Source organism: Pseudarthrobacter phenanthrenivorans, from assembly GCF_000813845.1.
GTDB lineage: Bacteria > Actinomycetota > Actinomycetes > Actinomycetales > Micrococcaceae > Arthrobacter > Arthrobacter phenanthrenivorans_B.
The window spans coordinates 82,378-97,130 of sequence record NZ_JWTB01000017.1 but is presented as its reverse complement, the minus strand read 5'-3'; the positions used below and the strand labels follow the sequence as shown (position 1 = coordinate 97,130).

Below are 14,753 nucleotides of genomic sequence, written 5' to 3'. Positions count from 1 at the left end.
GGCTGCGGGCCTAGAGCATGACGGCGGTGACGGCGAGGTCCTTGCCGGCGTACCGTTCCGCGTCCTGCAGGATCTCGCAGATGATGCCGAACGACCTGTCGCTGCGGAACGGCGCGGCCACCTGCCACAGGACCGTCACGGGCGGGTTGCCGTTGTCGGTGATGCTGTCGGCGAAGTCATGCAGCGAGTCGTTCAGTGCATCGAGGTTCACGCCGTAGTGTTCGGGAAAGCCCAGGACCTCGCCGAAGGTTTCCAGGACCGTGCGTTTGCTGTCTGCGGGCGGAACCACCACGCTGCGGCGACCGGCGTCGGCCACCTGCTCCTGCAGCTCTTCCAGGGTCCAGGTGTCGCCGGAAAAGATTCTCATGGTTGCTCTAGCTGCCTTCCGCTATGAACGTGAACGTTGTGTAATGGTCCCCGGTGTAATACTTTTCCCCGCCGTTGCCTGCAACGATGCGCCGTGCCCCGCGGTCCGTTTCGCCGGGCGTGGGGACGGTGTACTCACGGTAGTAGCCGCGGTCACGGGCTGGCAGGACCCGCTCAAAGTTGCCGAACACCTGGTCATCCTGGCTGTACCGGTAGGGGCCGCCCGCCCGGATCAGCGCCAGCACCCGGCGGCCCTCCGGGGGAAGCGCGGACTCGCGTACCTCCGGCAGGCTGGACGGGTTCGCCGCTTTATACGGCGCGGACTGCCTTGCTGCCCCGGACGCCGCCGCCCCGCCCGGGGTAAGGGATGCACTGGAAGCTGTTCCCGGCGTCGGGCTTTCCGTTTGCTGCCCGAGCAGGCCGGCGCCGCCGAACGCCACGATGGCCAGCACCACCAGGGCGGTGAGGAGCAGGGGAAGGATGGAGCGGTTGCGCATGCGGGTGTACCTGCCGGGCGGTTTCTGCTGGATTCAGGTGCGGTAGATATTGATGGAGTAGGCCTCGGCAAGGTCGGTGTCACCCGAAGCCACCACGAGCCCCTGCCGCTGCTTGTGGCGCGGCGACGTGGTGAGCCGGAGTTCGAACATGCTCGGGGTCCGCCGGCCGGCATCGGGGAGGGTGACCTGCACGTCCGAGGCGCCCCCGTTCACCACCACCAGGCCCGCCAGGTCGCCGCCGTCGTCTCCGAGCAGGAGCTGCATGACCCGGTGGTGCGGATCGTTCCACCGGTCGGCGGACATGGGCTGTCCGTCCTGGTCGAACCAGTAGAGGTATGACTGCTCGTCCCGGACCGGGAAGTCGCGTGGCTGGGCGGCCAGGAATTCCTTGCGCAGCCGGATGTACCGCTTGGTGCTGCGCAGCATTTCGTGTGCCTCGGGCGTCAGCGTCCAGTCCAGCCACGTCATGGAGTTGTCCTGGCAATACGCGTTGTTGTTTCCGTGCTGGGTCCTGGCCAGCTCATCGCCCGCGGTGATCATCGGCACCCCGAGGGACACCATCATCGACGCCATCAGGTTGCGGCGTGCCTGCGCGCGCTGCGCCAGGATCACGCCGTTCTCGGTAGGGCCTTCCACGCCGTGGTTGTAGCTGCGATTGTCGCCGTGCCCGTCCCTGTTCTCTTCGCCGTTGTCTTCGTTGTGCTTGCGGTCGTAGGAGACGAGGTCGTTCATGGTGAAGCCGTCGTGGGCGGTGACGAAGTTGACCGAGGCAAGCCGGGAGCGGCCGGATGCCGCGAAGAGCCCCGCCGAGCCGGAGAGGGCGTCGGCGAGTTTGGCCATGGTCCCGCCGTGCCCGCCGGAATCAACGGCCGCCCGGTCTGCAAGCCAGAAGGTTCGGACGGCATCCCGGAAATGGTCGTTCCAGTCCACCCAGCCAGGGGGGAACCGGCCCGTCTGCCAGCCGCCGTAGCCGATGTCCCAGGGTTCGGCGATGAGCTTGACCTCCGACAAAACGGGGTCGGCGGCCACGGCGGTGAGGAAGGGGTGCTTGGGGTCGAATTCGTTGTCGGCGTTCCGGCACAGCGTGACCGCCAGGTCGAACCGGAAACCGTCGATGTGGAACTCGTCCACCCAGTAGCGCAGGGAGTCCGTGACCATCTGGACCACCCGCTGGTCACCGAAGTTCAGGGTGTTGCCGCAGCCGGTGGTGTCGATGTACTTCCCGTTGCCGTCCACACGGTAATAGGTGTCCTCACCCAGGCCACGGAAGCTCAGGACCTGCCCGTCGGGTCCGCCCTCCGCCGTGTGGTTGTAGACGACGTCGAGGATGACTTCCAGCCCGGCGGCATGCAGGGCCTTGACCATGGCTTTGAACTCGTCCTGGACAGCCTGCGGGCCTGCCTCCTGGGCCGCCCGGGTGGCGTAACCGGGATGCGGGGCAAAAAACGCCGCGGTGTTGTACCCCCAGTAGTTGCTCAATCCCAGGTCCTGCAGGTGCGGCTCATCCAGGTGGAAATGGACGGGCAGGAGCTGGACGGACGTGACCCCCAGGCTGGTGAGGTGCTCAACGACGGCGGGGTGGGCCAGGCCGGCGTAGGTACCCCTCAACTCCAGGGGGACGTCCGGGTGGAGCATGCTCTGGCCCCGCACATGGGCTTCGTAAAGGATGGTGTTGCGCCAGGGAAGGCCCAGACGTTCGTCGGTTTCCCAATCGAACTCCGTGGACGTCCGGACGCTGGTGAGGACGCCGCCGGCCGGGTCCACGCCCCGGCCATACGGATCCAGCAGCAGGGGCCTGCTGCCCGGACCGTTTCCGTCCGCTGCGGCGGATACCGGTTCCGGGTCAGCCGACGACGGACGGAAGCCATAGCGCGACCCGTAGGGCAGGTCCTCGACGATGCCGTGGTGCACGCCGCGGGTCACGTTCGGCAGGGTATGGACACGCCACTGTCCCCCGGGAGGGCAGTAGACAATGTCCAGGCTGGATACGGCGGGGGCAAGGACGGCAACGTTGGCCCGGCCGCCGGCGTGGTGCCGGGTCCCGCCGGAATCAACGCGCGGGACACTGACACCGAGGGGAACAGCCGATGAGGCGTCCATGGTGGAAGCGGTGTCGAAGAGCGGCATGACCATCACCTAAATAGTAGCGGCCAGCGGCACGTGACCTGCCCGTTGACGCCCGGGCACGTCAAACCCCCCGCCGGTGGCGCGGGACAGCGATTCAGCGCGCCGCGCGCTGGCGGGAGACCTCGTACAGCGAGATGCCCACCGCCATTGAGGCGTTCAGGGACTCCATGGCGGAATCGATGGGAATGGAGACGATCTGGTCGCAGTTCTCCCGGACCAGGCGGCTCAGGCCCTTCCCTTCCGAGCCCACCACGATGCAGACCGGTTCCGTCGCCAGGGTGAGGTCGGGCAGCGAAACGTCGCCGTCGCCGTCGAGCCCCAGCACGAAGATGCCCATGTTCTTGAACTGCTTCAGGGCGTTGTTCAGGTTTGCGGCACGGGCCACGGGCACGCGGACCGCTGCACCGGCGCTGGTCTTCCATGCCGCGGCGGTGACGCCGACGGAGCGGCGCTCGGGCACGATGACGCCGTGGCCGCTGAAGGCGGAGACGGAGCGGATGATGGCGCCCAGGTTCCGGGGGTCCGTGATGCCATCCAGCGCCACGAAGAGCGGCGCGTTGCTGATGTGGCCTTTCTTCCACTTCTCCACGGTTTCCTCGGCCAGTTCGTAGGCGTCCGAGTACTCGTAGGGCGGGATCTGGAGCACCAGGCCCTGGTGGACGGCGTCGTCCGTCATCCGGTCCAGTTCCGGCTTGCCCGTTTCCATGAGCGGGATGCCGCGTTCGGCGGCGAGCTTCAGGGATTCCTTGACGCGGTCATCCATTTCGATGCGGATGGCGACATGCAGTGCCTTGGCGGGGATGCCGGCGCGAAGGGCCTCGACCACCGAGTTGCGGCCGGTGACGACCTCCTCGGTGGCACGGCCCTTAGGGCCGGTCTTGGCGGCGCCGGCGCTGCGGGCGCCCGTCCCGCGCTTGGCAGCGGAACGTTCCGCGAGCTGCCGGGCCTTGTGGGCCTTGTGGTACACGCGGTCCTCGGCCTTGGGCGTGGGGCCCTTGCCTTCGAGGGCCTTGCGGCCATGGCCACCGGTTCCGACGGTTGGGCCCTTCTTCGCTTTCACCGATCGGCGACCATTGTTGGCCATGATGTTCCACCCTTGATTGTGCTGACTGAGTCTGCCTACCAGTCTACTGACCCGAAAAAAATCGGGAGCTCAAGGAGGTCCGGTCCCGTCTGCTGGCGCGCAGCGGCTTAGTCCCGCTTCAGGCTCCAGGTGGCGCCGTCCGGGCCGTCTTCCACTACGACGCCGGCCTGGTTGAGCGTGTCGCGGATGGCATCGGACGCGGCCCAGTCCTTCTCCGCGCGGGCAGCTGCGCGGGCCGCCAGCTGGGCTTCCACCAGGACGCCGAGGGCTTCGGCTTCCCTGGAGCTGGCGGTTTCGGACCCTGCCACCGCATCCAGGCCCAGGACTCCGGTCATCAGGACGACGGCGTGCATCGCGTTCCGGGCAGCGTCGTCGTCACCCTCGGCAAGCGCCGTGTTGCCTGCGCGGACTGTTTCGTGCAGGGCAGCCAGCGCGCGCGGAACATTGAGGTCATCGTCCATGGCGTCGCAGAATGCGTCCACCCCCTCGAGGGATGCATCCTGCGGTTGCTCCGCGATGCCGGCGTTGCCGCCGAAACGCGCGGCGGCCTTTGCCAGGAAGCCGTCGATGCGTTCGACGGCGGCGGCGGCCTCCTGCAGGGACGTGGGCCGGTAGTCGAGTATGGAGCGGTAGTGCGCCTGGCCCAGGTAATAGCGGACCACCCGGGGCGGGGCGAGTTCCAGCATCTCCGCCGGGCTGATGGTGTTCCCAACCGATTTGGACATCTTCTCGCCCTGGTAGGTCACCATGCCGTTGTGCATCCAGAAGTTGGCGAACGGGTGGCCTGCCGCCTGGGACTGGGCCATCTCGTTTTCGTGGTGCGGGAAGCGCAGGTCCAGGCCGCCACCGTGGATGTCGAATGCGGTACCGAGGTACTTGGTGACCATGGCGGAGCACTCCAGGTGCCAGCCAGGGCGGCCGGCACCCCACGGCGACGTCCAGCTCGCGGTGGCAGGTTCACCTTCCTTGGAACCTTTCCACAGCGCGAAGTCGCGGGGGTCCTTCTTACCGCGGGGATCGGCGTCGGGCGCTGCCTGCATGTCGTCGATGTTCTGCCGGGTGAGGGCACCGTACTTGTCCCAGGACCTGACGTCGAAGTAGACGTCGCCGGAACCGTCCAGTGCCGGGTAGGCGTGGCCGCGGTCGATGAGCTGCTGGATCAGGGCGTGCATCTCTGGAATGTGGCCGGTGGCACGGGGTTCGTAGGTGGGGCGGGAAACACCGAGGGTGTCGTAGGCCTTCAGGAACTCCCGCTCATAGCGGTAGGCAAGGGCCCACCACTCCTCGCGGCGCACCTCCCCCGCTTCCGGGCTGAAGTCGGGTGCGAAGGAAGCCTCTGACTTCGCAAGGATCTTGTCGTCAATGTCCGTTACGTTGCGGACGACGGTCACCCGCAGGCCGCGGAACTCCAGCCAGCGGGTGAGCTGGTCGAAGGCGATGGCGGAACGGATGTGGCCCACGTGCGGCATGCCCTGGACGGTGGCGCCGCAGTAATAGAGGCTGACCCTGCCGTCGACGAGGGGGACGAAGTTCCGGACTTCGGCGGAGGCGGTGTCATAGAAGCGCAGGGTCACCGCTCCAGACTAGCCGATCGCCTCGGGCCGGCGGGGGTAGACCAGGGCGGTGGCAACTGCGGAAATGCCCTCGCCCCGCCCGGTGAAACCCAGGCCGTCGCTGGTAGTGGCTGTAACGCCGACGTGGGCGCCGGCGGCCTCGCTGAGCACCGTTTGCGATTCCTCACGGCGCGGTCCGAACTTGGGCCGGTTGGCGACGAACTGCACCGCGACGTTGCCGATCTCGAAGCCTGCGGCCCGGACGATCCGCGCCGCTTCGGCGAGGAGGGTTGCGCCGGACGCGCCTGCGAATTCCGGGCGGTCGGTCCCGAAGTGGGTGCCAAGGTCGCCGATGCCTGCCGCGGAGAACAACGCGTCGGCGGCGGCATGCGCCACGGCATCGCCGTCCGAGTGTCCCGCGAGGCCGCGTTCACCAGGCCACAGGAGCCCGCCGAGCCAGAGCGGCCGGGGTGAGTCCTCGGGCGCGTAGGCATGGACGTCGATTCCCACTCCCGTGCGGGGAAGGACCATGCCGGCGCTCATCCTTCCACCCAACGGGCGCCGAGGGGCCCCTCCAGGAGCCCTTCGGCAAAGATCAGGTCCAGGGGCGTGGTGATCTTGAGGGACTGGGTTGATCCGCGGACGGCGTGCACCGCGGTTCCGAGCATCTCCACGAGCATGGCGTCGTCCGTGACGGTTGCCGCCTGCTGCTGGTCCAGTCCCTGTGCGGCGTCGTGCGCGCGCAGCAGGGTGCCGATGGTGAAGCCCTGTGGGGTCTGCACAGCCCGGAGTTCCTCCCGGTGCGCTGTGCCGGTGACCACTTCGGGTGCAAAGGCGGCGTCCTGGCCTGACGTTGCCGCCACGGTTTTGACCGTGTCCACTACCGGAAGCACGGGGATGACGGCGGCGGCGCCGGCGGCGAGGGCATCGGATACGCGGTGGAAGACGGATTCGGGCGTCAGGGCCCTGGCGGCGTCGTGGACCAGGACGGCTTCGATGCCTTCCATCAGGCCCGCGATGCCGGCGCGGACTGACTCTGCCCGGGTGGCTCCGCCGTCCACAAGCGTCAGGAGGGGTCCGCCGTCGGTTAGTTCCTCCCGGAAGTCGTCGCACATCCGGCGCAGGCCCTGGTCACCGGCGGGGAGGGCGACGCAGACCTGGCTGGCCACCCCCGACGCGACGATTCCCCGCAGGGCATGCATCAGGATTGGCTCGCCGCCCAGGGGCACGGCCGCCTTGGGCATGCCGTAGCCGAGGCGCTGCCCTGAACCGGCGGCCACGACGATGACTGCCGTGACCAGGCGCGGAGATGATTCACTCATGCGGACTAGCCTACGACGCCGGCGCCCGGGTTCGGTGCGCCCGGCCCGGCAGGATTTGGGCCTAAAAAAGCCCCGGCAGCACTTGCGTGCGGCCGGGGCTAAGTTCTTAGGAAGCCAGGACCTCGTCGAGAACGCTTGCAGCCTTCTCCTCGTCGGTCTTCTCAGCCAGCGCCAGTTCTGAAATCAGAATCTGGCGGGCCTTGGCCAGCATTCGCTTTTCGCCTGCGGAAAGGCCCCGGTCGTGATCCCGGCGCCACAGGTCGCGAACAACCTCGGCCACCTTGATGACGTCACCGGAAGCAAGCTTCTCCAGATTTGCCTTGTACCTGCGTGACCAGTTGGTGGGTTCCTCGGTGAACTCGGCGCGGAGCACATCAAAAACATGCTCCAGGCCTTCCTTGCCCACTACGTCCCGGACCCCAACAAGGTCAACGTTTTCTGCTGGAACTTCAATGGTCAGATCACCCTGGGCCACCTTGAGCTTGAGATACATCTTCTCTTCGCCCTTGATGGTGCGCATCTTGATTTCTTCAATCTTCGCAGCACCGTGGTGAGGGTAAACTACTGTCTCGCCGACCTCAAATACCATGTGGACATTTCCCCTTTCCCGCAGACCAGTTTATCACGATTCAGGCATATGACCGGCCGGAGAAAGGGCTCCCAACCGCGAAAATACGCGGAAAAACGGCCCAATCAACTCCCCGGACCCCCTTGACGGATGAGCGGATTAGTGCATCAGGTGAGCGTTCCCACAGCGCATGTGACACCGCCGAATCCTCGTTTGACGCTGTTTGCGGATAGGCTATGGCTGCAAAAGACTTCAAATTTCTCGAGGAGTACGTGACGTGCGTTCCACTGCGATGAACCGGGCCCAGCGCGGCAAACTGGCACTGACGGCTGCTGCCCTTGGCGCCAGCCTGCTGACCGCGGGCTGCGGTTACATCACGCCCCAGCAGACCAGCCACCAGTACTCCGCCTCGGACGGCATCCGCGCTGACCTCGGGCCCCTGCAGCTGCGCAACATCCTCATCGTCTCCACCGGCGAAGACGAGCCCGGCCGCCTGATCGGCGCCGTCTACAACTCTTCCTCGAAGGACGTGAAGCTCACGGTCAACGGTGCCAAGGGCTCCCAGACCCAGGTTTCGGTCAAGGCCAACTCCTCCACGTTCCTCAATGAAGACTCGGACGCGGCCATCCTGAGCACCAGCGGCGGCAAGCCCGGCTCCCTGGTGGACCTGAAGATCAGCGAAAACGGCACCAACGTCAGCAGCACCGTCAAGGTCCCGGTCCTGGACGCCACCTTGCAGGAGTACAAGGGTTACGTTCCCACCCCGAGTGCCTCGGAGTCTGCCACGCCGTCGGCTTCCTCCTCGGCAAGCCCCTCTGCGGGCGCGACCTCGGGCGCCACGTCGAGCGCCACCCCGTCGGCTACCGCCACCGCCACCGCCACCAGCCGCTAGGCAGGTACCGGACCGGACCGGAGACAGACAACACCGGACATAACGAAAGGGAGGAGCCACCGGCTCCTCCCTTTCTGTATGCCTTTGTCCTTGCCGCGTGAGCTTAGGGTTCGAACTTGTAGCCGAGGCCGCGCACGGTCACCAGGTAGCGGGGGGCGGAAGGATCCGGTTCGATCTTGCCGCGGAGTCGCTTCACGTGCACGTCCAGGGTCTTGGTGTCACCCACGTAGTCGGACCCCCATACCCGGTCGATCAACTGGCCGCGCGTCAGCACCCTGCCCGAGTTCCGCAGGAGCATCTCCAGGAGCTCGAACTCCTTCAAGGGAAGCAGGACCTGCTCGCCGTCAACGCTCACCACGTGGCGTTCGATGTCCATCCGGACCGGGCCGGCCTGCACCGTGGCGGACACCAGTTCCTCCGGCTCGCCCTGGCGGCGCAGTACCGCCCGGACCCGGGCCACCAGTTCGCGGGACGAGTAGGGCTTGGTGACGTAGTCGTCGGCGCCGAGCTCAAGGCCCACCACCTTGTCGATTTCGGAGTCCTTCGCGGTCAGCATGATGACCGGAACGCTGGAGCGCTGGCGCAGCTGGCGGCAGACCTCGGTGCCCGAAAGCCCGGGGAGCTGCAGGTCCAGCAGCACAAGGTCGGCGCCGTTGCGGTCGAACTCGGTGATGGCGTCCAGGCCGTTGTCCACCACCTCGACCTCGAAACCCTCTTTGCCCAGCAAATAGGACAACGGATCGCTGAACGACTCCTCATCCTCCACTATCAAGATCCTGCTCAAGCGCTAGCTCCTCGTTCTGTTGCGCCGGCGGCGCGGGGTACTTGGGTGAGGGCGGGCTGTTCCGGCGCCTTCCGTGCCGGCAGCCCCGCCTGCACGTTTGCCTCGGAAACGCCCGGTCCGCCGTCGGCATCCTGCCCCTCCATTTCGGGCAGCCGGAGGGTGAAGGTGGATCCCTGCCCCGGCTGGGACCACAGCGTCACTTCGCCGCCGTGGTTCTGTGCCACGTGCTTGACGATGCTCAGGCCCAGGCCGGTGCCGCCCGTCTGGCGGGAACGTGCCGCATCCACCCGGTAAAAGCGTTCGAACACGCGCTCCTGGTCCTCGGGCGTGAGGCCGTCCCCCTGGTCGGTCACGGAGATGGAGACCAGGCCCTCCCGGGAACGGACACCGATCCCCACCCTGGTATTGGCGGGCGAATAGCGGATGGCGTTGTCAATAAGGTTGCGCAGCGCTGTCACCAGGAGGTCCTGGTCGCCGAAGACCTTGCCGTCGGTCCGGCCGCCCACCACGATGCTGATGTTCTTGCTTTCCGCTGGGAGCTGCGAGCGGTCGACGGCCTCGGCGATCACTGCGTTGATGTCCACAGGGCCGCCCTGCTGGGTGACGCTGGCGCCCTGCAGCCGGGACAGTTCGATGATGTCCTGGACCAGGGCGGCCAGGCGGGCGGATTCCTTGTGCATGCGCTTGGCGAAGCGGCGGACGGCTTCCTCGTCATCCGCAGACGATTCCAGCGCTTCGGCGAGCAGCGAGATGGCGCCCACCGGGGTCTTCAGTTCATGCGAGACGTTGGCGACGAAGTCGTTACGGATTTCCTCGGTGCGGGTGATTTCGGTGCGGTCGTCGGCGAGGAGGAGGATGTATTCCTCACCCAGCATGGCTGCCCGGACCTGGACGATGATGGTCCCCTGCCCCAGCGGGCCCCGGGGAAGCTCCAGCTGCTTTTCCAGGATGACGCCGTCTCGCCGGACCCCTGCCGTCATGTCCAGGAGTTCCTTGTGCACCACGGTGTGCCCGCGGACCAGGCCGTACGCATAGGCTGCAGGGCTGGCGCGGACCACGCCGTCCACGTCGTCCAGCACCACAAAGGCGCGTCCGACGACGGCAAGCACCTCCGCTGCCCCGGCCGGGAGCGACAATTCGCCGGCATCGACGTCCAGCAGTTCGCGCTGCTTCTCGCTGACCCGGTAGGCAAGCACGCCGAACGTGCCAAGCGCCAGGCCGATAAGGCCGGCGACCAGACCAATGAGCATAGGATCCACAGCTCCACTTTATGCTCTTGCCTGGCGCGGTCCGCCGCCTTGGGGCCCTTCCGCCAACGGTTCAACTAACGTTCATCTGTGTGCGCATAATCGTTTACCGGGCGATGCCAGAGTTGGTGGTTAGAGCGCCCATTGGCGACACAATTCCTGCTGCCCGGAACCGGCCGGCGGGAGTTCCAAGGAAAGGACGCCTACGTGCGTAAGGTTTTTCAGGAAGAGCTCACCCAGGTCGGTGACCAGCTGGTGGAGATTTCCCGGCTGGTCAGCGAAGCGATGCACAAGGCCACCACCTCATTCCAGGTGGCGGACGTGGACCTCGCCCAGGATGTCATCGCGGCGGATGCACGCATCGACTTCCTGCAGAACAGCCTGGACGAGCGGGCGATCGACATCCTGGCGCTTCAGGGCCCGGTCGCCAGCGACCTGCGGATGATCGTGGGTTCCCTCCGGATGAGCGCCTCCCTTGAGCGGATGGGCGACCTTGCCCGCCACATCGCCCAGCTGGCCCGCCTCCGCTACCCGTCCAATGTGATCCCGGAGTCCATGACGGAGACGTTCAACCGGATGGCCGAACTCGACCAGGAGATTGCCGACAAGCTGACGGTCCTGCTGGAGAGCCGCGACCTCGAAGTGGCCAGGGACATCCTCAAGGCGAACACCGCCATCAACGACCTGCACCTGAGCGTCTTCAAGGCCATCGCAGCCCCCGAATGGACCGAATCCCCTGCCACCACGGTGGATGTGGCCCTGGCCAGCCGCTATTTCGAGCGGTTCGCTGACCACGGCGTTTCCGTTGCCCAGAAGGTGACGTACCTGGTGACCGGCGCCTGGCAGCCGAACGCCACCGAACACAGCTAGACCGGCAGCCAGAACATACGACGGCGGGCTGGTCACCCCTGGTGACCAGCCCGCCGTCGTCGTTTCACTTTTGACGCAGCGCGTTCTTCGGCCGGAGTGCGTCTAAGGGAGGAACGACCGAGCACCCGGCGAAGAACCGCGAAGTCTTATTTCTTGCCCTGGTTGGCGACCGCAAGGATTGCCTCTTCGGCGGCCTCCGGATCGAGGTAGGTGCCGCCAGGCTTGACCGGCTGGAAGTTTTCGTCCAGTTCGTACACCAGCGGGATGCCGGTGGGGATATTCAGGCCGGCGATGGCGTCGTCGCTGATGCCGTCCAGGTGCTTGACGAGGGCGCGGAGCGAATTGCCGTGCGCGGTGACCAGGACGGTCTTGCCGGCCTTGAGGTCCTCCTTGATGTCCGACTCCCAGTAGGGCAGGAGCCGCACCAGGACGTCCTTGAGGCACTCGGTGCGCGGCAGGGCGTCGCCCAGGTCCGCATAGCGGGGGTCGTGGGCCTGCGAGAACTCGGAGTCGTCGGACAGGGGCGGCGGCGGGGTGTCGTAGGAGCGGCGCCACTGCATGAACTGCTCTTCGCCGTACTCGGCGAGCGTCTGGGCCTTGTCCTTGCCCTGCAGGGCTCCGTAGTGGCGTTCGTTCAGGCGCCAGTCACGCTTGACCGGGATCCAGCCGCGGTTGGCCTTGTCCAGGGCGATGTTGGCCGTGTTGATGGCCCGCTTCAGCAGCGAGGTGTAGAGGATGTCCGGCAGGATGTTGTTCTCCACCAGCAGCTCACCGCCGCGCGCTGCTTCCGCGCGCCCCTGGTCGTTCAGGTCAACGTCCACCCAGCCGGTGAACAGGTTCTTTGCGTTCCATTCGCTGTGGCCGTGGCGCAGCAGAATCAGCTTGTAAGTCATGATTTTCATCCTAGCCGAGCAGTGTTGCCGCCCGCCGAGCGTTACAAGGCCTGGTGCCCCGTCTCCCCTCCGCCGGGGATAGGGTGGGTCGGTGGTTCAAAAGGCTGAACGGGTCAACGCCCCGCAACTTTCCGGCAGGATTGCCGCCGCCAGGCAGGGCCGGCCGGTAGGCAACGTCACCCGGGGCACCACCAACCCGAACCGGATGCGGCGGCTGGACCGGTGGCTCGCCGGGCCCCAGGCCTGGCGCCTCCGCTCCGCGGCGGACCCGCTTGTGGTGGACCTGGGCTACGGCGCCAGCCCCGCGACCGCCGTCGAACTCCATGACCGGCTGGCCGCTGTCCGGCCGGACGTGCGGGTCTGCGGCATCGAGATTGAGCCGGAGCGGGTCCGGGCGGCACTGCCGCTGCAGCGGCCCGGGCTGACCTTCCACGTTGGCGGCTTCGAGTTGCCTGTGCCGGGACGCCCTGTCGTGGTCCGCGCCTTCAATGTGCTGCGGCAATACGAGGAAGCCGACGTTCCCGGCATCTGGCGGCTGGTGCAGGAGCGGTTGTCTCCGGAGGGCCTGTTCGTCGACGGCACCTGCGACGAAATCGGGCGCCGTGTCACCTGGGTGGCGCTCGACCGGGACCGTCCGCTGTCCCTGAGCATCTCGGTCCGGTTCGGCAGCTTCGACCTGCCGTCGGACGTGGCAGAGCGGCTGCCGAAGGCACTCATCCACCGCAACGTCCCCGGCGAACCGGTGCACGCCTTTATGCAGGCAATGGACAGGGCGTGGCTTGAAAGCGCCCCGCTCGCCTCGTTTGGCAACCGGCAGCGTTGGGTGGGCATGTGCCGGAGCATGCGCGGCGCCGGCTGGCCGGTCCAGGACGGACCTGCCAGATGGCGGCTGGGCGAACTGACCGTGGACTGGGAGTCAGTGGCACCCCTGGATCACCAGGGGCCGTAGGGGCCCATGTTGCGGCTGCCTCCGCGGCCTGCGTCCTTGACGGCGGGCCGGACGTCGGCCAGGTAGACCGAGGCGGCCACCACAGCGGCGAGTCCGAACAGGCCGAGCGTGCTGAAGAAACCGCCGCTGCCACCGACGCTCAGGGTCGAATAGAGCGAGATGCCGCCGATAAAGACAGCGCCGCCGGTGAGGGCAAGCCAGAACATTTTGGTGCGCTTGCCGGTGGCTTCGAAGGCGTTGGCCCGGTGCCTGACGCAATCAACAACCGCCCACAGCTCAAGGCCGAATGCCACAAAGGCAAGGATTAAAAACACTGCCCGCTCTACAGGCTGGATAAGTAGTTCGCCGTCCACAAGCCCAGCCTAGCCGCCCAGCGCGTCCAGCGCCTGCTTCAGGTCGGCCCAGAGGTCCTCAACATTTTCCACGCCGACGCTGAGGCGGACCAGGTTCTCCGGCACGCTGGCAGGTTCGGCCGAGTGCCGGCGCCGGCGCTCGATCAGGGACTCCACTCCGCCCAGGGATGTGGCAGGCAGCCAGAGGTTCAGGGCCTGCACCAGTTTGTCCGCAGCGTCGGCTCCACTGAGTCCGGCCGAAGGTGCCACCTGGATGCAGATGATGGAGCCAAAGCCCTTCATTTGTTCCTTGGCGCGGGTGTGGCCGGGATCGGTGCCCAGCCCCGGGAAACGGATGGATTGGACGGCAGGGTGCGCGGCGAGGCGTTCCGCCAGGACCACGGCCGAGTCCTGGGACCGTTCCACCCGGAGGGCGAGGGTCCGCAGGCCCCGGAGCGCCAGCCATGCCTCGAACGGACCGGCGATGGCGCCGTGGATGATGCGGTGGTGGAGCAGTGCCGAGCGGAGGTCCGGGTCCGGCGTGACCAGCGCTCCAAGGACGACGTCGGAGTGCCCGGCAAGGTACTTGGTCACCGAATGCAGGACGACGTCGGATCCCAGCAGCAGGGGTTGCTGGACCAAGGGGGTGGAGAAGGTGTTGTCCGTAACGACGATTGCGCCGTGATCGTGCGCGGCCGCCGCGACGGCGGACATGTCCGCGATTCCCAGCATGGGGTTGGTGGGGCTTTCCAGCCACAACATCGACGCGGCCTTCCCGGCCGGACCCTGGGGCGCCAGGGCGGCCTTCACGGCATCAGTGTCCGCGATGTCCACGGTGCGGAGCTCAAGAAACCCCTTCCGGGCGAGTTCCGAGGCCATGACCAGCGACCCCGAGTAGCTGTGGTTCGGCATCACCAACACGCCACCGGCGGGGATCAGCGACAATGCTGAACTGACAGCGGCCAGACCGGACGCGTACAGGAGCCCGGGCAGCGCGGATCCTTCCAGCTGGCCAAGCGCTTCCTCGAACGGATCCCAGGTGGGGTTCGAGTACCGGCCGTAGCCCCTGTCACCGTCGCCCAGGGGGCCTGTACCGAAATAGGTGGAGGACAGTGTGATGGGCGGGTTCACCGGCTGGTCCCTTTCCCGCGGCGGACGTCCCGCCGCCACCACGACAGTCTCGGGCGAAAGTGATGCGGCCTGGTGCTCGGAAAGACTCATGGTCAAAAGGGTACTGTTCCTGACGAAACCGCCGGAAAGCGGTGACGC

Annotated in this window: 16 protein-coding genes; 3 read left to right on the top strand and 13 right to left on the bottom strand. The window is 66.8% G+C overall.

Annotated features, from left to right (window positions below; genetic code table 11):
• Positions 1-10: 10 nt before the first annotated feature.
• From RM50_RS09410 to RM50_RS09375, 8 genes are all read right to left on the bottom strand, one after another.
• Positions 11-367: a barstar family protein gene (locus RM50_RS09410; RefSeq protein WP_043452108.1), complete on the bottom strand. Its 357-nt coding sequence runs from the start codon at positions 365-367 to the stop codon at positions 11-13.
• A gap of 7 nt (positions 368-374) precedes the next feature.
• Positions 375-863: a ribonuclease domain-containing protein gene (locus RM50_RS09405; protein ID WP_043452105.1), complete on the bottom strand. Its 489-nt coding sequence runs from the start codon at positions 861-863 to the stop codon at positions 375-377.
• 33 nt (positions 864-896) lie between these two features.
• The gene (gene glgX, locus RM50_RS09400; protein ID WP_043452103.1) at positions 897-2,996 is read right to left on the bottom strand and encodes a glycogen debranching protein GlgX; all 2,100 of its coding nucleotides are present in this window, start codon (positions 2,994-2,996) and stop codon (positions 897-899) included.
• 88 nt (positions 2,997-3,084) lie between these two features.
• The gene (gene rlmB, locus RM50_RS09395; RefSeq protein WP_043452101.1) at positions 3,085-4,074 is read right to left on the bottom strand and encodes a 23S rRNA (guanosine(2251)-2'-O)-methyltransferase RlmB; all 990 of its coding nucleotides are present in this window, start codon (positions 4,072-4,074) and stop codon (positions 3,085-3,087) included.
• A gap of 107 nt (positions 4,075-4,181) precedes the next feature.
• Positions 4,182-5,648, bottom strand: coding sequence for a cysteine--tRNA ligase (gene cysS, locus RM50_RS09390; RefSeq protein WP_043452099.1), 1,467 nt, complete (start codon positions 5,646-5,648; stop codon positions 4,182-4,184).
• 9 nt (positions 5,649-5,657) lie between these two features.
• A complete protein-coding gene (ispF, locus tag RM50_RS09385) occupies positions 5,658-6,158 on the bottom strand; it encodes a 2-C-methyl-D-erythritol 2,4-cyclodiphosphate synthase (RefSeq protein WP_052260105.1) in 501 nt (166 codons plus the stop codon).
• 8 nt (positions 6,159-6,166) lie between these two features.
• Entirely contained in the window at positions 6,167-6,949 is a 783-nt protein-coding gene (gene ispD / locus RM50_RS09380) for a 2-C-methyl-D-erythritol 4-phosphate cytidylyltransferase (RefSeq protein ID WP_043452094.1), read from the bottom strand.
• A 106-nt stretch (positions 6,950-7,055) separates the two neighbouring features.
• Entirely contained in the window at positions 7,056-7,538 is a 483-nt protein-coding gene (locus tag RM50_RS09375) for a CarD family transcriptional regulator (protein WP_011690592.1), read from the bottom strand.
• A gap of 271 nt (positions 7,539-7,809) precedes the next feature.
• Here RM50_RS09375 and RM50_RS09370 point away from each other — a divergent pair, with 271 nt between their 5' ends.
• Positions 7,810-8,409, top strand: coding sequence for a hypothetical protein (locus tag RM50_RS09370; protein WP_043452092.1), 600 nt, complete (start codon positions 7,810-7,812; stop codon positions 8,407-8,409).
• Positions 8,410-8,512: 103 nt separating this feature from the next.
• Here the strand turns inward: RM50_RS09370 and RM50_RS09365 are convergent, their stop codons facing one another.
• Together RM50_RS09365 and RM50_RS09360 are read right to left on the bottom strand one after the other, a co-directional pair.
• Positions 8,513-9,193, bottom strand: coding sequence for a response regulator transcription factor (locus tag RM50_RS09365; RefSeq protein WP_043452089.1), 681 nt, complete (start codon positions 9,191-9,193; stop codon positions 8,513-8,515).
• Positions 9,190-10,443, bottom strand: coding sequence for a sensor histidine kinase (locus tag RM50_RS09360; protein WP_043452086.1), 1,254 nt, complete (start codon positions 10,441-10,443; stop codon positions 9,190-9,192). The genes RM50_RS09365 and RM50_RS09360 overlap by 4 nt, the downstream gene beginning before the upstream one ends.
• A 204-nt stretch (positions 10,444-10,647) precedes the next feature.
• Here RM50_RS09360 and phoU point away from each other — a divergent pair, with 204 nt between their 5' ends.
• Positions 10,648-11,310, top strand: coding sequence for a phosphate signaling complex protein PhoU (gene phoU / locus RM50_RS09355; protein WP_043452084.1), 663 nt, complete (start codon positions 10,648-10,650; stop codon positions 11,308-11,310).
• Positions 11,311-11,456: 146 nt separating this feature from the next.
• On the opposite strand, the gene RM50_RS09350 is transcribed toward phoU, so the two are convergent.
• Positions 11,457-12,203: a phosphoglyceromutase gene (locus RM50_RS09350; protein ID WP_043452082.1), complete on the bottom strand. Its 747-nt coding sequence runs from the start codon at positions 12,201-12,203 to the stop codon at positions 11,457-11,459.
• A 91-nt stretch (positions 12,204-12,294) separates the two neighbouring features.
• On the opposite strand from RM50_RS09350, the gene RM50_RS09345 reads away from it, so the two are divergent.
• On the top strand, positions 12,295-13,152 hold the full coding sequence (locus RM50_RS09345) for a class I SAM-dependent methyltransferase (protein WP_043452080.1): 858 nt from the start codon (positions 12,295-12,297) through the stop codon (positions 13,150-13,152).
• Here RM50_RS09345 and RM50_RS09340 read toward each other — a convergent pair.
• Positions 13,137-13,505 (bottom strand): DUF2516 family protein, encoded by a 369-nt coding sequence (locus RM50_RS09340; RefSeq protein WP_043452078.1) that lies wholly within the window; start codon positions 13,503-13,505, stop codon positions 13,137-13,139. The genes RM50_RS09345 and RM50_RS09340 overlap by 16 nt on opposite strands.
• A gap of 9 nt (positions 13,506-13,514) precedes the next feature.
• Complete coding sequence (locus RM50_RS09335) at positions 13,515-14,705, bottom strand: trans-sulfuration enzyme family protein (protein WP_043452076.1); 1,191 nt, start codon at positions 14,703-14,705, stop codon at positions 13,515-13,517.
• Positions 14,706-14,753 lie beyond the last annotated feature (48 nt).